This is a genomic window from Pseudomonas svalbardensis, assembly GCF_030053115.1.
Taxonomy (GTDB): Bacteria; Pseudomonadota; Gammaproteobacteria; order Pseudomonadales; family Pseudomonadaceae; genus Aquipseudomonas; species Aquipseudomonas svalbardensis.
On record NZ_CP125619.1, the window covers coordinates 4,895,548 to 4,917,962 of the forward strand.

Sequence of the window (22,415 nt, forward strand, 5' to 3'; positions counted from 1 at the left end):
CTGTAGGAGTGAGCCTGCTCGCGATAGCGTTTTTACATTCAACACATTGGTTGACTGACACACCGCTATCGCGAGCAGGCTCACTCCTACAGGTTGATTGCATTTCAAGTCGGGTTGGATTGTTCCAATGCCACACCCGCCCCCATCAATCCGGAGTACGGCGCCGTCACCAGCCACACAGGGATGCCTTTGAAGTAATCACTCATGCAGCCCTTGTCGGCAAAGCACCGGGCAAAGCCGCTTTCGATGAAGAAATCGGCGAACCGCGGAATCACCCCGCCCACGATGTACACGCCACCCCGTCCGCCCGTGGTCAGCACGTTGTTGCCGGCCACACGACCCAGCCAGCAGCAGAACTGCTCAAGCACTTCCAGGGCAATCGGATCACCGGCCAGACCGGCTGCAGTAATCGACTCGGGGGAGTCCAGCACGGGTTCATGACCGTCCACCGCACAAATCGCCCGATAGACTCGTGGCAAGCCGCTGCCACTCAACGCTGTTTCAGCGCTGACATGACCGATCTCATTGAAGATGTGCTGCCACAGTTGAGTTTCCCGCGGACTGCTCAGTGGCAAATCGACGTGACCGCCCTCCCCCGGCAACGCGGCAAACCGCCCTTCACCGAGATCGAGCAACGTGCCGACACCGAGGCCAGTGCCTGGACCAATCACCACCGCCGGCCGCAACGGTTCCGGCGTGCCTTCGCAGACCACCCGAAACTCGTCCGGCTGCAAACGGGTCATGCCCAGCGCCATCGCCGAGAAGTCGTTGACCAGCAGCAGTTGATCCACCTGCAAGCTCTTGCAGAAACCCTTGCGGCTGAGTCGCCAGTGATTGTTGGTGAACTTGAATTCATCGCCGCTCACCGGGCCGGCCACCGACAGGCACACCGAACCGATCGAACCCGGTTCCAGGCCAAGCCCGCTCAGGTAGAGAGCAATCGCCTCTTCCGGGCTGGCGTGGTCGGCCGTTGCCAGCACCTGGACCGATTCCAGTTGCTGGTTTTTCCACAACGCGAAACGTGCGTTGGTCCCACCGATGTCACCGACCAAAGCCAGTTTCAATTAAGCGTCTCCAGGGCAGAAGTAAAGGCGCTGGCGCCCTGCTCTGCGGAGCTGAAGGCCATGCGCATGAAACCAAACAGTTCGCGACCGCTGCCGATGTTATTGCCCAACAGGCCTTTGGCAGGTTCGCGCGCTGCGAATTCTTCGGCGTCCACCTTAAGCTCCAGAGTGCCTTTGACGCCATCGACGCGGATGATATCGCCCTCTTGCACCCGCGCCAAAGCGCCGCCCACATAGGCTTCGGGGCTGACGTGAATCGCCGCCGGAATTTTCCCCGAGGCGCCGGACATGCGCCCGTCGGTGACCAGCGCCACTTTGAAACCGCGATCTTGCAGAACGCCGAGGAACGGCGTCATCTTGTGCAGCTCCGGCATGCCGTTGGAACGCGGGCCCTGGAAGCGCATCACGGCGACAAAATCCTTCTCCAACAAACCGGCCTTGAACGCATCGGCCAGATCCTGCTGATCCTGGAACACCATGGCCGGTGCTTCGACGACCTGGTTTTCCAACGCGACGGCGGACACTTTCATGACACCGCGGCCGAGGTTGCCTTCCATCACCCGCAAGCCGCCCTCTGGCGAGAACGCACGCGCGACTGGACGCAGGATGGTTTCGTCGAGGCTTTCGATCGGGCCTTCGCGCCAGACCAGCTCGCCGTTTTCGAGGAACGGTTCCATGGTGTAGCGGCTCAGGCCGTGGCCCAGCACCGTGTTGACGTTTTCGTGCAGTAGCCCGGCTTCCAGCAGTTCACGGATCAGGAACGACATGCCGCCCGCGGCCTGGAAGTGGTTGATGTCAGCTTTGCCGTTCGGGTAGACGTGGCTCAGGGTCGGCACCACCTCGGAGAGGTCGGCCATGTCTTGCCAGGTCAGTTGAATGCCCGCCGCCATGGCAATCGCCGGCATGTGCAAGGTGTGGTTGGTCGAACCGCCGGTGGCGTGCAAGGCCACGATGGAGTTGACCAGCGAACGTTCGTCGACGATTTCGCCGATCGGCATGAAGTCGCCGCTCTGCTTGGTCAGACGCGTGACCTGATGCGCCGCTTCGCGGGTCAGGGCATCACGCAACGGGGTGTTCGGGTTGACGAAAGAGGCGCCCGGCAAGTGCAGACCCATGACTTCCATCAGCAACTGATTGGTGTTGGCGGTGCCGTAAAAGGTGCAGGTGCCCGGGCTGTGGTAGGACTTCATCTCCGATTCCAGCAGCTCTTCGCGGCTGGCTTTGCCTTCGGCATAGCGTTGGCGCACGTCGGCTTTCTGCTTGTTGGAAATGCCCGAGACCATCGGCCCGCCCGGCACGAAGATCGTCGGCAGATGACCGAAACGCAACGCGCCCATCATCAGGCCCGGCACGATCTTGTCGCAGATGCCGAGCATCAGCGCGCCGTCGAACATGTTGTGGGACAGCGCCACGGCGGTGGACAGCGCAATCACTTCGCGGCTCGGCAGGCTCAGTTCCATGCCCGGCTCGCCCTGGGTCACGCCATCGCACATGGCCGGGGTGCCACCGGCGAACTGGCCGACGGAGCCGATTTCGCGCAGGGCCTTTTTGATCTGTTCAGGAAAGACTTCGTACGGCTGGTGCGCCGAGAGCATGTCGTTATAGGACGAAACAATCGCAATGTTCGCGGAGTTCATCATCCGCAGACTGTTCTTGTCATCGGTGCCGCAACCGGCCACGGCGTGGGCGAAGTTGGCGCATTGCAGCTTGCCGCGCATGGGACCGTCGCTGGCAGCACCACGAATCAGTGCAAGGTAAGCCTCACGCGTGGCGCGGCTGCGGGCGATAAGCCGTTCGGTGACCTCAAGGACGCGGGGATGCATGTTTAGAACTCCAGGCTAACGGATGTGGCGACCTGATTGTCTATGCTGAACAAGGACCGCTGTGATTGGGATGACAGACGGTTTTCTTGATCGGTCGGACCAGTTGATTCAGGTCACTCGTTGTAGATTGAACAAAATATTGCCATTAAAAAGGCTTGTTTTCTATTTTTATGCGAATAATCTTGTAATTCCAACAACAAAACGACGGCGGCCCTGTTAAATGACTCTTCGAATCGCAATCAATGGTTTTGGCCGAATTGGCCGTAACGTCCTGCGCGCACTGTATACCCAAGGTTATCGCCAGGATCTGCAGATCGTTGCCATCAATGACCTGGGCGACAGCGCGATGAACGCTCATCTGCTCAAGTACGACACTGTTCATGGCACGTTCGATGCCGATGTCCAGCACGATCAGGAAACCCTGACCGTCAACGGCGACCGTATTTCAGTCAGCGCCATTCGCAACCCGGCCGAGCTGCCGTGGGCTGCCGAGCAGATCGACGTCGTATTCGAATGCACCGGTTTGTTCACCGACCGCGCCAAAGCCGCCGCGCATATTACGGCCGGCGCACGCAAAGTGATCATCTCGGCCCCGGCCAAAGGCGCCGACGCCACGGTGGTGTATGGCGTTAACCACGACATTCTGCGCCAATCGCACCAGATCATTTCCAATGCTTCGTGCACCACCAACTGCCTGGCCCCGGTGGCCCAGGTGTTGCACCGCGAGCTGGGTATCGAAAGCGGTCTGATGACCACGATCCACGCCTACACCAACGATCAGCACCTGACCGACGTCTATCATGTCGATCCGTATCGTGCGCGTTCGGCCACCCAGAACATGATCCCGAGCAAAACCGGCGCGGCTGAAGCGGTCGGTCTGGTGCTGCCGGAACTGGCGGGCAAACTGACCGGCATGTCGGTACGCGTGCCGGTGATCAACGTATCGCTGGTGGACCTGACCGTGCAACTCAAACGCGAAGCGTCGGCCGATGAAGTGAACGCGCTGCTGAAAGAAGCCAGCCAGCACTCGAAGATTCTCGGTTACAACACCCTGCCGCTGGTCTCCAGCGACTTCAACCACAACCCGCTGTCGTCGATCTTTGACGCCAACCACACCAAGTCCAGCGGCAAGCTGCTCAAGGTGCTGGCCTGGTACGACAACGAATGGGGCTTCTCCAACCGCATGCTCGATAACTGCCTGGCGCTGTGCAACGCTGAATAGCCCGCCGTGAAAAAGCAGGAGCAGCACCGATGATCGGTATCAGCTTTACGCAAAAGACCATGGCAGCGCGCAAGCGTATTGCCTTGGTCGCCCATGACCACTGCAAAGTGTTTTTGCTGGACTGGGCGGAGCGGCAGAAAGACAGGCTCGCACAGCATGAACTGGTCGCCACCGGCACCACCGGGTTGTTGTTGCAACAACGCCTGGATTTGCCTGTAGAGAGCATGATCAGCGGTCCGTTGGGCGGCGACCAGCAACTCGGCGCGCGAATCGCCGAGCAGCGGGTCGACATGCTGGTGTTCTTCTGGGACCCGTTCGAACCACAGCCGCACGACCCGGACATCAAGGCGTTATTGCGAGTCGCGGCGGTCTGGAACATTCCGGTGGCCTGCAACGAATGCAGCGCCGACTACCTGCTCAGCAGCCCGATGATGGAGCAGGCGCACGAACATCGGATCCCCGATTACGCGACCTACCTGCTGGGCCGCGCGTAGCCTTTCGAAAATCAGCTTCACAAATCAATACTTGACCACTCGAGCGGATGATAAGCATTATCATTCGCTCGAAATGGATCAGGTCCTCCCGTGAGTCAATCTCGCTTCAATCACGTCTTCATCGCCCAGCGAGTTTCTCTGCTGCGCACATTGGAGCGGATGGTCAACAATCACAGTACCGCCGAAGACCTCCTGCAGGAGACCTACCTGCGAGTGACCCGGGCGCTCAGTGAGCGGGCCATCGATCACCTTGAACCGTTCGTTTTCCAGACCGCCCGCAACCTGGCGCTGGACCATTTGCGTGCGCGGCGCATCCAGTCCCGCACGATGCTCGACGACGTGCCGCTGGACGTGGTGGAAAGCGTCGCCGCCCCCGCCAGCAGTGCCGAGGACGCCGCCCATGCCGAACAATTGCTCGAGCGCTTGAACGTGAGCCTCAATGAACTCAGCGCCCGCCAGCAGCAGATTTTCATCCTCAGTCGTCTGCACGGGCACAGCTATCTGGAGATCGCCGAGAAGCTTGGCGTGTCATTGAGCACCGTGCAAAAGGAGCTGAAACTGATCATGGCTATCTGTGTAGGCCTGGCCGAACGGTTAAACGGCGACTGAATCTGTAGGTTAATTCTCTATCTGTGAGGATGACCTGCACTGACTATCGGGCTTTGCTACCCTTGCCCCACTTTCAAGCTTCACTAAAAAAACAGCGGTGCCAAGACACTGCCGAGGAAACACCGTGACGGACACCCACCGCTCCCTTGACCCCGCAAGCGCGATGGACCAGGCCCTGGACTGGCTGATCGTGCTGGACAGTCCGAGCGAGGAACAGACCCGACAGTTTCACGACTGGCTGGCCGCCGATCCGTTGCATGCCGAGGCGTTCGCCAAGGCTCAGGCGATCTGGGAGGGCCCGCAGGTCGTGCAATGCGCGCAAAGCCTGGCCGCCCGGCCGCCGAAAGTGACCGTCCTGTCGCGCCTGCGACCGCACTGGAAACCCTTGGCCACCGCCGCCGTGCTGATCCTCGGTTTGTTCAGCTTCAGCAATCTGCCGATTCGCCTGCAGGCTGATCACCTGACCGTGGTCGGTGAACGCCAGCGGCTGCAACTGGAGGACGGCTCGAAGGTCCTGCTCAATACCAATTCGGCCTTCTCCAGCACCATCAACGATCAACAGCGCGTTGCCCGTTTGTATCAGGGCGAGGCATTTTTCGAGGTGGCGGCCAATCGCGGCCAGCCGCTGGAAATCGACGCCGGGCCGGTCAAGGCCAGCGTTCGGGACACCGCCTTTGCGGTGCGTTACCTGGACGGCGTGGCACAGGTTCGAGTGCAGCGTGGGGATGTCGACTTGCGAGCGACCCGCGACGACGCGCGAATTCGATTGTCCGCCGGAGAAAGCGTCCGCGTCGGCCCCAACGGTTTTGATCGGCCCGCCAAACTCGATGCCGCGACCGACCTGGCATGGGTCCAGGGTCGACTGGTGTTCGAAAACTGCCCGCTGAGCCAGGTGCTGGCGGAGCTGCGTCGTTACTATCCAGGCTGGATCATCAACAACAACGAGCAGTTGGCCGACATCGCCGTCACCGGCAATTACCGCCTCGACCAGCCGTTGGACGTGGTCCGCTCGCTGGCCCACATCACCTCGGCGCGACTCCAGGAATTCCCGGCGCTGGTGATTTTGAACTAAATGAGAATTATTTTTACTCGATAGCCAAGTCCCGTACGTCTCGTTATAGCCAATGCAATTGATTCGCATCTGCGGATGCCGATCAGCACCTATAAAGATTCGTGCGACACGGAGCGCTATCGATGTCCTCTCGCCTTACCCGCCAACCTTCTTCACCTTCTCGCGTGCTGTCGCTGCTGACCGCCGCCATCCTGATGGCCGGCAGCGCGCAGCTCTGCGCCGCCACCGCTGCAGAGCAACCGACTCGCAACATGGGCGATTACGCGTTCGCCATCCCTCAGCAGTCGCTGGTCTCGGCACTTAATGCCTTTACCGCCGTGACCGGTTGGCAGGTCGGCTTGCCGGCAGAACTGGCTGAAGGCGTGGCCTCGCCGGGCGTACGGGGTTCGTTGCCACCGGAAAAAGCCCTCGATCGCCTGTTGGTGGGGACCAACCTGAGCTATCGCAAACTGGGCACCAACAACATCGTGCTGGAGAAACGCAGCAACAGCAGCGCGCTCAACCTGGACCAGGTGACCATCAGCGCCACCCGCCAGGAACAGGACGTGAACAGCGTGCCGAGCACCGTCACCGTCCACACCCGCGAAGCGCTGGACCGCAACAACGTGAATAACATCAAAGATCTGGTGCGCTACGAGCCCGGTGTTTCGGTGGGCGGTGCCGGTCAACGCGCCGGCCTCACTGGCTACAACATCCGCGGTATCGACGGCGACCGCGTACTGACCCAGGTCGACGGTGTGCAGGTGCCCGACAGCTTCTTCAACGGCCCTTACGCGCAGACCAACCGCAACTACGTCGACCCCGAGATCGTCAAGCGCGTGGAGATTCTGCGCGGCCCGGCGTCCGTGCTCTACGGCAGCAACGCCATTGGCGGCGCGGTCAGCTACTACACCCTGGACCCGGACGACATCATCAAACCGGGCAAGGATGTCGGCGCGCGCCTGAAAACCGGCTACAGCTCGGCCGATGACAGCTGGTTGACCTCCGGTACCGTGGCCGGTCGCACCGGCGACTTCGACGGCCTGTTGCACTTGAGTCAGCGCAATGGTCATGAAACAGAGTCCTACGGCGAAACCGGCGGAACCGGCCTGAACCGCACCGAGGCCAACCCTGAGGACGTGCGCACCACCAACGTGCTGGCCAAACTGGGCTGGGACTACGCCGACGATGCGCGCTTCGGCCTGACTTACGAGCACTACAAGGATGACCGCGACACCAATCAACTGAGCGCAGTGGGCGGCCCATTTAACGCAGGACGCGGTTTCGGCTTCTATAAATCCCGTACCGGCAACGACACCGTCACCCGCGAACGCTTCGGTCTGGAACACAGCTTCGGCCTGGACAGCGTCCTGGCTGACAACATCAAGTGGACGCTGAACTACCAGATCGCCAAGACTGACCAGAGCACCGAAGAAATCTACGCGCCGTCGCGCACGGTGCTGCGCAACCGCGAAACCACCTACAAGGATCGCCAATGGGTGTTCGATGCCCAGGCTGACAAGTCGTTCGCCATCGCCGATACCGACCACCGCGTCACCTATGGCACGACCATCAAACAGGACAAAGTCACCGGCCTGCGCACCGGTAGCGGCACCTGCCTGACCGTGGCCGGCGCTTGCCGGGTCATCGGTGCTGCCAGCGCCGCCGACACCCTGAAACCGGCCAGCGACTTCCCGGACCCGACCATCAACAGCTACAGCCTGTTCGCCCAGGATCAGATCAGCTGGGGCAACTGGACGTTCCTGCCCGGAGCACGCTACGACTACACCGAACTCAAGCCGCACATCACCGACGAATTCCTGGTCACCGCCGACCAGAGCGGCAACGGCGTGGTGAGTGACAAGACGAAGACCTGGCATCGTCTGTCGCCAAAATTCGGCACCACCTATAGCTTCAACGACAATTACACCTGGTATGGCCAGTACGCCGAAGGCTTCCGCACACCGACCGCCAAGGCGCTGTACGGTCGCTTTGAAAACCTGGCCGGCGGCTATCAGGTCGCACCCAATCCCGACCTGGAACCGGAAAAGAGCAAGAGCTATGAAACCGGCCTGCGCGTCCAGTTCGAGGCAGGCACTTTCGATGTGGCGGTGTTCTACAACAAATACCGCGACTTCATCGACGAAAACGCCATCACGCCCGGCTACACCGAGACCACCTTCCAGAGCAACAACATCGCGCACGCCAGCATCAAAGGCGTGGAGCTCAAGGGTCGCTTGAACCTGGACAGCTTCGGCGCCCCGACAGGTCTCTACACCCAAGGCTCGGTGGCGTACCTGTATGGCCGTAACGATGACAGCGGCCAGCCGCTGAACAGCATCAACCCGCTGACTGGCGTGTTCGGCCTGGGTTACGACCAGGACAACTACGGCGCCCTGTTGAGCTGGACACTGGTCAAGCGCAAGACCCGCGTCGACAGCACCAGCTTCAAAACCCCGGACGGCACCAGCACCCAGTTCAAGACCCCGGGCTATGGCGTGCTTGACCTGGCCGGCTTCTACAAGGTGACCGACGACGTAACCGTCAACGCCGGTTTGTACAACCTGACCAACAAGAAGTACTGGCAGTGGGACGACGTGCGCGGTTACGACAGCGTCGGCGAAGCCTCGGTCACTCAACCGGCCAACCTCGACCGCCTGACTCAACCGGGTCGCAACTTCGCGATCAATCTGGTCTGGGATATCTGACCCTGCCACCTCACTGCGCTGCTTTTAGAAGTGGCGCAGTGAGGTTTTTTTTACTGTCAGGCGCCTGCTTATTCGTCTCGTTACCAAGCGCCTCTTCTTCTCAAGGACTTCTCATGACCACTCAGGACACTGCTCAACGCCCTGCTCTGCGTTCACAACGTTTGAACCAGATCACAAACGAGCCTCACACCAAGCTTGATGCCTTGGTCAAAGCCCACGCACCGTTTGAAACCCAGGCCAACTTCGCGCGTTTCGTGGTGGCTCAGTATTTGTTTCAGTCGGAACTGGTGTCGCTGTACAACGATGCCGAATTGACCGCCATCGTCCCGAACCTGCCAGCTCGCTGCCGTGCTGAAGCAGCCAAGGCGGATCTGGCGGACCTGGAAACTGAAGTTCCAGCGCCAGTCGCCGGTGCGGTGAAGAACCCAACCAAAGCCGAGGCGCTGGGTTGGCTGTTCGTGTCAGAAGGTTCAAAACTTGGCGCGGCGTTCCTGATCAAGCGTGCCGTAGGTCTTGGGTTAAGCGAAACCTTCGGTGCTCGTCATCTCGCTGAACCGGCCGGTGGCCGCGCTGAGGGCTGGAAGAGCTTCGTCAAAACCCTCGACGGGCTGGAACTCAGCGCACAAGAAGAAGCCGAGTTGGATAAAGGCGCTATCGACGCGTTCAACCGCTTCACCGTATTACTGGAACAGGCCTACGCCTCCACCCCCGAACTCGCCTGAAGAAATACATCCCCCTGTGGGAGCGAGCCTGCTCGCGAAGGCGGAGTACCAGTCAACATCTTGATTGGATGTGACATCGCCTTCGCGAGCAGGCTCGCTCCCACAAGGAATTGAGTAAGTCTGCTAGATCCTGATCTAACCTCAATTACCATCCGTGAGCCCTATGCCTCACCTTTCCGCCTCGAAACTCGCCCGTCAGCTGTTTGGTTTACTCGCCTACATCAGCCTGGGCATCGGCCTGATCGCCATCGTCGTACCCGGCCTGCCGACCACCGAGTTCATCCTGCTGGCCGCCTGGGCCGCGACCAAAAGTTCGCCGCGCCTGAGTGCCTGGCTGGAAAACCATCGGCTGTTCGGTTCCATCCTGCGTAACTGGCGAAACGGCAAAATCATCGCCCGCCGAGCCAAGGTCAGCGCCACCGCCAGCATGCTGCTGTGCGCCGGGTTGATGCTGGTGATGCTCGATCATGGATGGCCGATTTACCTGGCCATCGCCGGCATGAGCCTGGGTAATGTGTGGATCTGGTCACGGCCGGAAACGTTGCCGACAATCTCCTGAATTTCTGTCATTTTCAGGGCATTTTCCTGCGCAAACGTTCAACTATTACCGTTCGTCGGTTTTGCGTTCATGTAACCTCCGCCCACGCCGATGTGCATTAAATGGCGCTGAATGGACTTGGCGAACCGGGTCGATCCCGACTCACAGCCAACACCTCATCCATTCGCGAGCTCGTCCTATGTTCGACTCTCTCTCCATCCGCCTGAAAATCGTCCTGCTGTCCGGTCTGTGCCTGCTGGGCGTGGTCGTCCTGATCGTCGGCATGAACATCTACCAGACCGATCAGAACGATGAACTGGTCAGCGCCTCCAGCAGCAAGATGCTCACCGCCAGCGTGCAGAACCTGCTCCAGGCCAAGGCCGCCGAGCAAGCGGTACGGGTGCAGAAGACCTTCGGTGAAAGCCTGCTGGTGGTGACCGCCCTGGCCGATCAGATCGAGGACATGCGCAACATGGCGACCAAGCGCTCCCTTGACGCCGGCACCCTGCGTGAAGAGTTGAACCAGAGCCTGAAAACCGCCTTCGAGCGCAACAGCAAAGTGCTCGGCATCTGGCTGGCGTTCGAGCCCAATGGCCTCGACGGCAAGGACAGCGAATTCGCCAACGATGCGGCTCGCCAGTCCAACGAAGCCGGTCGTTTCGCCAGCTACTGGAGCCGTGCCGGCGGTGTCGGGATCAACACGATCATGCTCGAAGACGACATGACCAAAACCACCTTGAGCCTCAGCGGCACACCCTATAACAGCTGGTACACCTGCCCTCGCGACAGCAAGCGTACCTGCCTGCTCGACCCCTATGCCGACACCGTCGCCGGCAAGGAAATGCTGATGACCACCATTTCCGTACCGCTGCTGGTAGATGGTAAATCCATCGGTGTGGTGGGTGTGGACATTGCCCTCGACGCGCTGCAAGCGGCGGCTGTCGACTCCCAACGCGATCTGTTCAACAGCGCCGGGCACATGCTGATCGTCTCCGGCAGCGGCGTGCTCGCGGGCTACAGCGTCGACGCGAGCAAGGTCGGCAAAAGCATCGGCGACACCCTGGGTGCAGACGGCAAGGACGTTCTGCAATTGCTCAGCGCTGGCACGCCGAAAATTATCGAACAGGGCGACCTGATCCGTGCGGTGTACCCGGTCAGTCCGATTGCCGAGTCCAAGGCCTGGGGCGTGGTGATCGACCTGCCGAAACAAGTGTTGCTGGCCGACTCGGTAAAGTTGCAAGCCGTACTCGACGACGCCCAGCAAAGCGGCACGATCAAAGCGGTGCTAGTCGCTGTCATTGCCGGTCTGGTCGGACTGTTGCTGATCTGGCTGACGGCGTCCGGCGTGACCCGGCCGATCAACAGCGTGGCCGAAATGCTCAAGGCGATTGCCAGCGGCGACGGCGATCTGACGCAGCGTCTGCACTACAGCAAGAAAGACGAACTGGGCGAACTGGTGAGCTGGTTCAACCGTTTCCTCGACAAGTTGCAACCGACCATCGCGCAGATCAAACAAAGCATCACCGATGCGCGCGGTACGGCCGACCAGTCTTCGGAAATCGCCCGCCAGACCAGCGAAGGCATGCAGGTGCAATTCCGCGAAATCGACCAGGTCGCCACCGCGTCCAACGAAATGAGCGCCACCGCCCACGACGTCGCCAACAGTGCCTCGAACGCGGCGAACGCGGCCAAGGGTGCCGACCAGTCGGCCCGCGACGGCATGCAGATCATCGAACGCAGCACCCGCGACATCAATCAACTGGCCGACGAAGTCAGCAAGGCCGTGACCGAAGTCGAAGCATTGGCGGTCAACAGCGAGCAGATCGGTTCGGTGCTGGAAGTGATCCGTAGCATCGCCGAACAAACCAACCTGCTGGCGCTCAACGCGGCGATTGAAGCGGCGCGTGCCGGCGAGAGCGGTCGCGGGTTTGCGGTGGTCGCCGATGAAGTGCGCAACCTGGCCAAACGCACCCAGGACTCGGTGGAAGAAATCCGCATCGTCATCGAGCGCATCCAGACTGGCACTCGCGGCGTGGTGGCCACGATGCATTCGAGCCAGACCCAGGCTCATAGCAACGCCGGGCAGATCCAGCAAGCGGTGCAGGCCTTGAGCAAAATCAGCGACGCGGTGACGGTCATCAGCGACATGAACCTGCAAATCGCCAGCGCCGCCGAACAGCAAAGCGCGGTGGCCGAAGAGGTCAACCGCAACGTCTCGGCGATCCGCACCGTCACCGAAACCCTGACCGGCCAGGCCACCGAATCGGCACAGATCAGCAGCCATCTCAACTCGCTGACCACCCACCAGATGAAATTGATGGATCAGTTTCGGGTTTAAACAGGCGCCACCGAACAATGTGGGCTTGCTCGCGAAAGCGGTACATCAGCCAACATCAATGTTGAATGTAAAACCGCCTTCACGAGCAAACCCGCTCCCACAGGTTTCATCCGGCCTGTCATCTAATTTGATCTATGCTCGGGCTCTCGTTCCGGAGGGCCTTCGATGACTGATTTACTCACGTCCATTCAAGCCGCACTCGGCTTGCCTCACACCCAGGTCAAGTTCACCTCGAACGGCGCCCTGCCCTCGGCGTTTGCTGTCACCGACCTGGCGTGCGCCAGCATTGCCGCCGCCGGCCAGGCTGCCAGCGAATGGCTGCAGCAACAAACCGGTCGCTTACCCAGCCTTGAGATCGACCGCCGCCTGGCCTCTTTCTGGTTTGCCACTTCGATCCGCCCGATAGGCTGGAGCGTCCCGCCGCTGTGGGATCCGGTCGCCGGTGACTACGCGGCCAAAGATGGATGGATCCGCCTGCACACCAACGCGCCCCATCACCGCGCCGCTGCCGAAACTGTTCTGGGCTCCTGTGCCGACCGTGCAGCGATGGCGAGCAAGGTTGCTCAATGGGTCAAAAGTGATCTGGAGCAGGCCGTAGTCGATGCCGGTGGCTGCGCCGCCGAGATGCGTACCTGGGCGCAATGGCAGGCCCATCCCCAAGGTCAGGCCGTGAACGCCGAGCCGCTGATTCAGTTCGCCGCCAACAGCAGCCAGAACGCCAAACCGTGGCAAGGCTCGGTGGCGCAACCGCTGGCCGGGATCAAGGTACTGGATTTGACCCGCGTACTCGCCGGACCTGTCGCCAGCCGCTTCCTCGCAGGGCTTGGCGCCGACGTTTTGCGAATCGACTCACCAACCTGGAACGAACCGGGCGTGGTGCCGGAAGTCACCCTGGGCAAACGCTGCGCGCGCCTGGACCTGCACGACAAGACTGATCGCGCGGTGTTCGAAAGCCTGCTCAAGGACGCTGACATTCTGCTCCACGGCTACCGCGCCGACGCACTGGAACGCCTGGGTTACGGTGTCGCCGAACGCCAGAAACTGGCGCCCGGCCTGATCGACGTCAACCTCAATGCCTACGGTTGGAGCGGCCCGTGGCAGAACCGCCGCGGCTTCGACAGCCTGGTGCAAATGAGCAGCGGAATCGCCGACGCCGGCATGCGATGGAAGAACGCGGATAAGCCGACGCCACTGCCGGTGCAGGCGCTGGATCATGCGACCGGGTATTTGATGGCGGCTGCGGCGATCACGTTGCTGGGGCGTGGCGGGTCGGCCCGGTTGTCGCTGGCGCGGACGGCGAAGTTGTTGATTGAACAGGGCGCAGGTTCACACGAACCGCTACGGGCAGAGGATGAAAACGATCAGGGCATGTTGGTTGAGCAGACAACCTGGGGACCGGCGCATCGACTTCATGTGCCACTGAAAATCACCGGAACTCCGATGCAGTGGGCACTTCCTGCCGGGGAATTGGGTTCCCATCGCGCACAGTGGTGGTGACTTTTCGGACGCCTTCGCGGGCAAGCCCGCACAGGTTTAGCGTCGTGCTCATTACCGGCATCCGACACAAAAACTGTGGGAGCGGGCTTGCCCGCGAAGAGGCCCGAAAGTCAGCAAAAATATCGGATCAGCTCAGTCTGGCCGACTCAACGAAGTCCACAGCAACTGCGCCGCATGCCCTCGACAAGGCCGCCACGCCTCTGCCCGCGCCTCGGGGAACACATGAGTGGTGCCGAACACATCGAGCGCCAAAGGCTGCCCATAAAAGACGAACGCCAGGGTCAGCATGCCGACGACGGTGATCGCCCAACCCTTTAACTAAATAGTCAAACGGTAATAATGTTTATTGATTAATGGGCCATTAACGTAATTTTATTTATAGCCCGTGCTTCTATCACACGCGTTCTCAATAGCAGTTTTGTGTGTCTAACTTAATAATTCAATTCTCAACTACACGCAAACAAGAAAATTTGCGAAAACTCAAAAACAAACTAGCTTCAAAACTCCATGCGATAGGCATTATTTCTGTTTGATCTGGCCGAGGCCTTTGGATAGGGCTTTCGAGCAGTACCGTTATGTCCGGTAAAAGTTCATAAGTCTTTCATTAACAATGGAATGTGCCTATGCATTGATCCATGTCAGATGAGTGAATAACTAACAGAATTATTCTGTTGTCTCTCTTCTCCTGCATTGGAGTCATGCAATGTCTGAATCCCCCGGAAAACTGAAACTCGGTGCACTTGTTGCGCTGGTGGTCGGTTCAATGATTGGTGGCGGGATCTTCTCTTTGCCGCAGAACATGGCCGCCAGTGCCGACGTCGGCGCGGTGTTGATCGGTTGGGCGATCACCGCCATAGGCATGCTGACGCTGGCCTTCGTGTTCCAAACCCTGGCCAATCGCAAGCCTGATCTGGACGGCGGGGTCTACGCCTACGCCAAAGCCGGTTTCGGCGACTACATGGGTTTCTCGTCCGCCTGGGGTTACTGGATCAGTGCCTGGCTGGGCAACGTCGGTTACTTCGTTTTGCTCTTCAGCACCCTCGGTTACTTTTTCCCTATTTTTGGCGAGGGCAATACTGTCGCCGCCGTTATTGGCGCTTCGGTGCTGCTCTGGGCCGTGCATTTCCTGGTGCTGCGCGGGATCAAGGAAGCGGCGTTCATCAACCTGGTGACCACCGTCGCCAAGATCGTGCCGCTGGTCCTGTTTGTGCTGATCGCGATTTTCGCCTTCAAGCTGGACATCTTCACCGCTGACATCTGGGGCGTGAAAAACCCGGACCTGGGTAGCGTGATGAACCAGGTGCGCAACATGATGCTGGTCACCGTCTGGGTGTTCATCGGCATCGAAGGCGCGAGCATTTTCTCGGCCCGTGCGGAAAAACGCAGCGACGTCGGTAAAGCCACGGTGATCGGCTTCATCACCGTGCTGCTGTTTCTGGTGCTGGTGAATGTGCTGTCGCTGGGCATCATGACTCAACCGGAACTGGCCAAACTGCAAAACCCTTCGATGGCCGCGGTGCTGGAGCACGTGGTCGGTCATTGGGGCGCGGTGCTGATCAGCGTTGGCCTGATCATCTCGCTGCTCGGCGCGTTGCTGTCGTGGGTGTTGCTGTGCGCAGAGATCATGTTCGCCGCCGCCAAGGACCACACCATGCCGGCCTTCCTGCGCAAAGAAAACGCCAACCATGTGCCGGTCAATGCGCTGTGGCTGACCAACGCAATGGTCCAGCTGTTCCTCATCATCACACTGTTTTCCGCCAGCACTTACCTGTCGCTGATCTACCTCGCCACCTCGATGATTCTGGTGCCATATCTGTGGTCGGCGGCCTACGCGCTGCTGCTGGCGGTGCGCGGAGAGAGCTATGAAAACGCTGCCGCCGAACGCAGCAAGGACCTGTTCATCGGCGCCGTTGCCTTGATTTACGCGGTCTGGCTGATCTATGCCGGTGGCGTCAAATACCTGCTGCTCTCCGCCCTGCTCTATGCCCCCGGCGCGATCTTGTTCGCCAAGGCCAAGCTTGAAGTCAACAAACCGGTTTTCACCAACGTCGAGAAGCTGATTTTCGCCGCAGTCGTCGCAGGCGCCCTGGTGGCGGCCTACGGGCTGTATGACGGCTTTCTGACCCTGTAACACCTGATTGTTTTGTCATCTGGAGGATCACTGTAATGACCACGGAAAAAGTTAAGTACGGCGTACATTCCGAAGCCGGCAAACTGCGCAAAGTCATGGTTTGCTCCCCCGGTCTGGCCCACCAGCGGCTGACCCCGAACAACTGCGATGAACTGCTTTTCGATGATGTGCTGTGGGTTGCCCAGGCCAAGCGTGACCATTTCGACTTCGTCAACAAAATGCGTGAACGCAACATCGACGTGCTGGAAATGCACAACCTGCTGACCGACATCGTCGCGATCCCCGAAGCGCTGGACTGGATTCTGGAACGCAAGGTCACCGCCAATTCGGTCGGCCTCGGCCTGATCAATGAAGTCGGTTCGTGGCTGCGCAGCCTAGAGCCGCGCAAGATTGCCGAGTTCCTGATTGGCGGTGTCTCTGCCGATGACCTGCCGGACAGCTTCGGTGGCAAGACCATCCAGATGTTCCGCGACTTCCTCGGCCACTCCAGCTTCATTCTGCCGCCGCTGCCCAACACCCAGTTCACCCGCGACACCACCTCTTGGATCTACGGTGGCGTGACGCTGAACCCGATGTACTGGCCGGCGCGCCGCCAGGAAACCTTGCTGGCCAGCGCCATTTACAAATTCCATCCGCAGTTCACCAACGCCGACTTTGAAATCTGGTACGGCGACCCGGATCAGGAACACGGCAGCGCCACCCTCGAAGGCGGCGACGTGATGCCAATCGGTAATGGCGTGGTGTTGATCGGTATGGGCGAACGCTCGTCCCGTCAGGCCATCGGCCAACTGGCGCTGAACCTGTTCAAGAACAAAGCCGTGGAAAAAATTATCGTCGCAGGCCTGCCGAAGTCCCGCGCGGCGATGCACCTGGACACCGTGTTCAGCTTCTGCGACCGCGACCTGGTCACCATCTTCCCCGAAGTGGTGAACCAGATCGTCGCCTTCACCCTGCGCCCTGACGAAGGCAAACCGGGCGGCATCGACATCCGCCGCGAGGAAACCAACCTCCTCGACACCGTGGCCCAGGCACTCAACCTCAAAGCCTTGCGCGTGGTGGAAACCGGCGGCAACAGCTTCGCCGCCGAACGCGAGCAGTGGGACGACGGCAACAACGTGGTCGCCGTGGAGCCCGGCGTGGTGATCGGTTATGACCGCAACACCTACACCAACACCCTGCTGCGCAAGGCCGGCGTGGAAGTCATCACCATCAGCGCCGGTGAACTGGGACGCGGGCGTGGCGGCGGCCACTGCATGACCTGCCCGATCATTCGCGACCCTATCGACTATTAATTCTGGTGCCCGGCTTCACGCTTACAACGCGTGAAGCAGGCGGATAACCGAAACTTAAGGAGATCCACATCATGGCTTTCAACATGCGTAACCGCAGCCTGCTCTCGCTGATGCACCACACCACTCGCGAGCTGAATTACCTGCTGGACCTGTCCCGCGACCTCAAGCGCGCCAAATACACCGGCACCGAGCGTGCGCACCTGCAAGGCAAAAATATCGCGCTGATTTTCGAAAAGACCTCGACCCGCACCCGTTGCGCGTTCGAAGTGGCGGCTCATGACCAGGGCGCCCATGTCACCTATATCGACCCGGTGTCGTCGCAGATCGGCCACAAGGAAAGCATGAAAGACACCGCACGCGTGCTCGGGCGGATGTTCGACGCTATCGAGTACCGTGGCTTCGAACAGGAGATCGTCGAAGAGCTGGCCAAGTTCGCCGGCGTGCCGGTGTTCAACGGCCTGACCGCTGAATTCCACCCTACGCAAATGATCGCCGATGTGCTGACCATGCGCGAACACAGCGACAAACCGCTGCATGACATCAGCTACGCCTACCTCGGCGACGCCCGCTACAACATGGGCAACTCGCTGCTGATGATTGGCGCCAAACTGGGCATGGACGTGCGCATCGCCGCACCGAAAGCGTTGTGGCCGCATCAGGATTTCATTGATCAGTGCAAGGGCTTCGCCGAAGAAAGCGGCGCACGTATCACCATCACTGAAGACCCGAAAGAAGCGGTCAAGGGCGTGGACTTCATCCACACCGATATCTGGGTGTCGATGGGTGAACCGGTGGAAGCGTGGGACGAGCGCATCGAGCAACTGCTGCCGTACCAGGTCAACGCGAAAATGATGAAAGCCTCGGGCAACCCGCGGGTGAAGTTCATGCACTGCCTGCCGGCGTTCCACAACAGCGAAACCAAGGTCGGCAAGGACATCGCCGCGCGGTATCCGCACCTGGCCAATGGCGTCGAAGTGACTGAAGAAGTCTTCGAATCACCGGCCAACATCGCCTTCGAGCAAGCGGAAAACCGCATGCACACCATCAAGGCGATCCTGGTTTCGGCGTTGGCGGATATCTAAAGGCTCACCCGGCGGCCCCCTGTAGGTGCCGCCCCGGGCCATCCGTAATTTCTCTGCTTAGAAGGACTGCATTATGCGTATCGTCGTTGCTCTGGGCGGTAACGCCCTGCTCCGCCGTGGTGAACCGATGACCGCGGACAACCAGCGGGCCAACATCCGGATCGCCACCGAACAAATCGCCAAAATTTATGCCGGCAATGAACTGGTGATCGCCCACGGTAATGGCCCCCAGGTTGGCCTGCTGTCACTGCAAGCGGCGGCCTACACTTCGGTTTCGCCTTACCCGCTGGACGTGCTTGGTGCCGAAACTGAAGGCATGATCGGCTACATCATCGAACAGGAACTGGGCAATCTGCTGGACTTCGAGGTGCCCTTCGCCACACTCCTGACCCAGGTCGAAGTCGACGCCAATGACCCGGCGTTCCAGAATCCGACCAAACCCATCGGCCCGGTCTACGCCAAGGCCGAAGCGGAAAAACTCGCCGCCGAAAAAGGCTGGGCGATTGCCCCGGACGGTGACAAATTCCGCCGCGTAGTGGCCAGCCCGAGACCGAAACGCATCTTCGAAATCCGCCCGATCAAGTGGCTGCTGGAAAAAGGCAGCATCGTGATTTGCGCCGGCGGTGGCGGCATCCCGACGGTGTATGGCGCCCACGGCAAGCTGCAAGGCGTGGAAGCGGTGATCGACAAAGACCTGTGCTCAGCGCTGCTGGCCGAACAGCTCGAGAGCGATCTGCTGGTGATTGCCACCGACGTCAGCGCGGCCTTCATCGATTTCGGCAAACCGACCCAGAAAGCCATCGCCCAGGCTCACCCGGACGATATGGAAGAACTCGGCTTCGCCGCCGGCTCCATGGGGCCGAAGGTTCAAGCCGCCTGCGAGTTCGCGCGCCACACTGGAAAAGTCGCGGTGATCGGTTCACTCTCGGACATCGAAGCGATCATCCAGGGCAAGGCCGGCACGCGGATCAGCACGGCGACACCTGGCATAACTTATTTATAAGGAGAGAAGTCAATGGCAACGTTCGAGCCCGGTCACTTGCACATCGAGCGCCACGCGCTGAACAAGGATGATGTCAGCTACGACCTGCTTCTCGACTATGAAGTCGTCCAGGACCCCAAAGAGGGCAAAGGGATGCAGTTCATATTGCATGGTTCGATCGAGGGTAAAGACGTGAAGGAAACGTTCTTCCTCCCCAAGGACCAGGCCTACAACTTTGCTAGCAACATCACAAAAATTCTTGAAAAGAACGGCATTCCCAAAACGCACAGCAGCCTCGGTTCAAATCATAAATTCTACGACCTGATGTTTGAGGACGTACGGGTGCAACTGGACATGAAATCCGGCGATCCGGTCAAGCCCGAACACCTGGAATAACTCACTCACCTCTGTAGGAGCCGGCTTGCCGGCTCCTACAGGTGGCGCTTCCATCACTGGATTTCACCAACCACCCTGCTCCAAGGCATACTTGCCACCCTCCGCACGTCAGATTGAAAACCGCCCCATGCGTATCCACGTCAGCTTCATCGACCGCGTCGGCATTACCCAGGAAGTCCTGGCCTTGCTCGGTGGGCGCAATCTCAATCTGGATGCGGTGGAAATGGTCCCGCCCAACGTCTATATCGATGCCCCTACGCTGAGCCCGGAAGTCCTCGAAGAGCTGCGCGATGCGCTGTTCAGTGTGCGCGGCGTGCAAGCGGTGACGGTGGTCGACATTCTTCCTGGTCAGCGTCGGCATCTGCAGCTTGATGCGTTGCTCGCGGCCATGACCGATCCGGTCCTGGCGCTGGACAGTGCCGGCAAGGTGCTGCTGGCCAACCCGGCATTGATTGCGTTGTACGGTCGCGAGCCTGACGGCGAAAGCATCGCCGACCTGTTCGCCGACCCGGCACTGCTCGAAGCCCTGCTGGAAAACGGCTTCCGCCTGCCGTTGCGGGAAGTCACCGTCAACGGCCAGACGTTGCTGCTGGACGCCACACCGATTACCGACGCCGGCGCCCTGCTGACCCTGTATCAACCGAACCGCATCGGCGAACGCCTCTCGGCGCTGCACCACGACCATGCCGAAGGTTTCGATGCGCTGCTCGGTGAGTCCCCGGCGATTCGGACCCTCAAGGCCCGCGCCCAGCGCGTTGCGGCCCTCGATGCGCCCTTGCTGATCCAGGGCGAAACCGGCACCGGCAAAGAACTGGTGGCGCGTGCCTGCCACGCCATCAGCGCTCGGCACAGTTCGCCATTTTTGGCGCTGAACTGCGCGGCATTGCCGGAGAACCTCGCCGAAAGCGAACTGTTCGGCTACGCCCCCGGCGCCTTCACCGGCGCCCAGCGTGGTGGCAAACCCGGGCTGATGGAACTGGCCAACCAGGGCACGGTGTTTCTCGATGAGATCGGCGAGATGTCGCCGTATTTGCAGGCGAAATTGCTGCGCTTCTTGAACGATGGCAGCTTCCGCCGGGTGGGTGGGGATCGTGAGGTGAAGGTCAACGTGCGGATCCTGAGCGCCACGCACCGCGACCTGGAAAAAATGGTCAGCGAGGGTTCGTTCCGCGAAGACCTCTTCTATCGCCTCAACGTCCTCAACGTGGAAGTCCCGCCGCTGCGCGAACGCGGCCAGGACATCCTGCTGCTGGCCCGCTACTTCATGCAGCAGGCTTGCGCGCAGATCCAGCGCCCGGTCTGTCGCCTGGCGCCCGGCACCTATCCGGCCCTGCTGGGCAATCGCTGGCCGGGCAACGTGCGGCAATTGCAGAACGTGATCTTCCGCGCCGCCGCCATTTGCGAAAGCAGCCTGGTCGACATTGGCGACCTCGATATCGCCGGCACCTCCGTGGCGCGTCAGAGCGACAGCGACGTCGACAGCCTCGAACAGGCGATGGAAGAGTTCGAAAAAACCCTGCTGGAAAAGCTCTACGTCAGCTACCCCTCGACCCGCCAACTGGCCAGCCGCCTGCAAACCTCTCACACGGCGATTGCCCATCGATTGCGCAAGTACGGTATTCCCGGCAAGCCGTAACGCGCCGATTTCATCAACACCACAAATCCCCTGTGGGAGCGAGCTTGCTCGCGATAGCGGTGGTTCAGCCACTATCAATGTTGCCTGTGCTGACGCCATCGCGAGCAAGCTCGCTCCCACAGGTTTTGTGCCCAGCCTGAAAATCTGCTTAAAAACGACCTCCATCTGTACTGAAAGCGCTACAGCGGAACGATATCGATACACCCTCATTCGATCACCGCTGTGCAAGGCTTTGATCCCACTACGCTTTTTTCTTTGCTTCCGGCTGTAGCGATTTCGCTACAGGCATTCAATTCGCTCGCGCCTCAAAAACTCACAACATACTGATTTATAAGAACTTATTAACATTGGCCGCGATTTTGCTTAGTAACCACGCATAAAGCAGGGCTTTGCCCAGCATTCAATCGCGTCCACCAGACGAGTCTGGCCCCTTAGGAGTTTCCATGAGCGAGTTGCGTTTTACTGAAGATCACGAATGGCTGCGCACCGAAGCTGACGGCACTGTCACAGTCGGCATCACCGCTTTCGCACAGAACGCCCTGGGCGACGTGGTTTTCGTACAACTGCCTGAGCTGCAGTCCTACGACAAAGGCGCTGAAGCCGCCACCGTGGAATCGGTAAAAGCCGCCAGCGGCGTGTACATGCCGCTGGACGGTGAAGTGCTGGAAGTGAACCCGGCGCTGGACAGCAGCCCTGAACTGGTCAACGAAGATCCGCTGGGCGAAGGCTGGTTCTTCCGCTTCCAGCCAACCGATGCATCGGCTGTCGCCAAACTGCTGGATCAAGACGCTTACGACCGTCTGATCAAAGCCAACGCCGAAGCCTGAGGA

18 protein-coding genes and 1 pseudogene are annotated in these 22,415 nt (G+C 60.0%); 17 read left to right on the forward strand and 2 right to left on the reverse strand.

Annotated features, from left to right (window positions below; translation table 11 throughout):
* Positions 1-104: 104 nt before the first annotated feature.
* Together QFX16_RS22660 and edd are read right to left on the reverse strand one after the other, a co-directional pair.
* A complete protein-coding gene (locus QFX16_RS22660; RefSeq protein WP_283181420.1) occupies positions 105-1,064 on the reverse strand; it encodes a glucokinase in 960 nt (319 codons plus the stop codon).
* On the reverse strand, positions 1,061-2,887 hold the full coding sequence (gene edd, locus QFX16_RS22665) for a phosphogluconate dehydratase (protein ID WP_283181421.1): 1,827 nt from the start codon (positions 2,885-2,887) through the stop codon (positions 1,061-1,063). The genes QFX16_RS22660 and edd overlap by 4 nt, the downstream gene beginning before the upstream one ends.
* 220 nt (positions 2,888-3,107) lie before the next feature.
* Here edd and gap point away from each other — a divergent pair, with 220 nt between their 5' ends.
* From gap to gcvH, 17 genes and pseudogenes are all read left to right on the forward strand, one after another.
* Complete coding sequence (gap, locus tag QFX16_RS22670; protein ID WP_095130836.1) at positions 3,108-4,109, forward strand: type I glyceraldehyde-3-phosphate dehydrogenase; 1,002 nt, start codon at positions 3,108-3,110, stop codon at positions 4,107-4,109.
* Between the two features lie 29 nt (positions 4,110-4,138).
* A complete protein-coding gene (locus tag QFX16_RS22675; protein WP_008155845.1) occupies positions 4,139-4,603 on the forward strand; it encodes a methylglyoxal synthase in 465 nt (154 codons plus the stop codon).
* 90 nt (positions 4,604-4,693) lie between these two features.
* On the forward strand, positions 4,694-5,212 hold the full coding sequence (locus QFX16_RS22680; RefSeq protein ID WP_283181422.1) for an RNA polymerase sigma factor: 519 nt from the start codon (positions 4,694-4,696) through the stop codon (positions 5,210-5,212).
* A 124-nt stretch (positions 5,213-5,336) separates the two neighbouring features.
* Positions 5,337-6,284: a FecR family protein gene (locus QFX16_RS22685; RefSeq protein WP_283181423.1), complete on the forward strand. Its 948-nt coding sequence runs from the start codon at positions 5,337-5,339 to the stop codon at positions 6,282-6,284.
* 122 nt (positions 6,285-6,406) lie between these two features.
* Positions 6,407-8,971 (forward strand): TonB-dependent receptor, encoded by a 2,565-nt coding sequence (locus QFX16_RS22690; RefSeq protein WP_283181424.1) that lies wholly within the window; start codon positions 6,407-6,409, stop codon positions 8,969-8,971.
* A 113-nt stretch (positions 8,972-9,084) separates the two neighbouring features.
* A complete protein-coding gene (locus QFX16_RS22695; RefSeq protein ID WP_283181425.1) occupies positions 9,085-9,693 on the forward strand; it encodes a biliverdin-producing heme oxygenase in 609 nt (202 codons plus the stop codon).
* Between the two features lie 163 nt (positions 9,694-9,856).
* Positions 9,857-10,252 carry a YbaN family protein gene (locus tag QFX16_RS22700; RefSeq protein ID WP_283181426.1) on the forward strand — a complete coding sequence of 132 codons (396 nt, stop codon included), beginning with the start codon at positions 9,857-9,859 and terminating at the stop codon, positions 10,250-10,252.
* A gap of 451 nt (positions 10,253-10,703) precedes the next feature.
* A pseudogene (locus tag QFX16_RS29850) lies at positions 10,704-11,711 on the forward strand (methyl-accepting chemotaxis protein); the annotation flags it as partial.
* Between the two features lie 102 nt (positions 11,712-11,813).
* On the forward strand, positions 11,814-12,569 hold the full coding sequence (locus QFX16_RS29855; protein WP_439900142.1) for a methyl-accepting chemotaxis protein: 756 nt from the start codon (positions 11,814-11,816) through the stop codon (positions 12,567-12,569).
* Between the two features lie 165 nt (positions 12,570-12,734).
* Entirely contained in the window at positions 12,735-14,066 is a 1,332-nt protein-coding gene (locus tag QFX16_RS22710; protein ID WP_283181428.1) for a CoA transferase, read from the forward strand.
* A 703-nt stretch (positions 14,067-14,769) separates the two neighbouring features.
* Positions 14,770-16,197, forward strand: a complete 1,428-nt coding sequence (arcD, locus tag QFX16_RS22715; RefSeq protein ID WP_283181429.1) for an arginine-ornithine antiporter — start codon at positions 14,770-14,772, stop codon at positions 16,195-16,197.
* A 35-nt stretch (positions 16,198-16,232) separates the two neighbouring features.
* Entirely contained in the window at positions 16,233-17,489 is a 1,257-nt protein-coding gene (gene arcA / locus QFX16_RS22720; RefSeq protein ID WP_283181430.1) for an arginine deiminase, read from the forward strand.
* 71 nt (positions 17,490-17,560) lie between these two features.
* A complete protein-coding gene (locus tag QFX16_RS22725) occupies positions 17,561-18,571 on the forward strand; it encodes an ornithine carbamoyltransferase (RefSeq protein ID WP_283181431.1) in 1,011 nt (336 codons plus the stop codon).
* A gap of 73 nt (positions 18,572-18,644) precedes the next feature.
* Positions 18,645-19,574: a carbamate kinase gene (arcC, locus tag QFX16_RS22730; protein WP_283181432.1), complete on the forward strand. Its 930-nt coding sequence runs from the start codon at positions 18,645-18,647 to the stop codon at positions 19,572-19,574.
* 12 nt (positions 19,575-19,586) lie between these two features.
* Entirely contained in the window at positions 19,587-19,949 is a 363-nt protein-coding gene (locus QFX16_RS22735) for a DUF5064 family protein (protein ID WP_283181433.1), read from the forward strand.
* A 127-nt stretch (positions 19,950-20,076) separates the two neighbouring features.
* Entirely contained in the window at positions 20,077-21,585 is a 1,509-nt protein-coding gene (gene gcsR, locus QFX16_RS22740; protein WP_283181434.1) for a transcriptional regulator GcsR, read from the forward strand.
* 443 nt (positions 21,586-22,028) lie between these two features.
* A complete protein-coding gene (gene gcvH / locus QFX16_RS22745; protein WP_007949423.1) occupies positions 22,029-22,412 on the forward strand; it encodes a glycine cleavage system protein GcvH in 384 nt (127 codons plus the stop codon).
* Positions 22,413-22,415 lie beyond the last annotated feature (3 nt).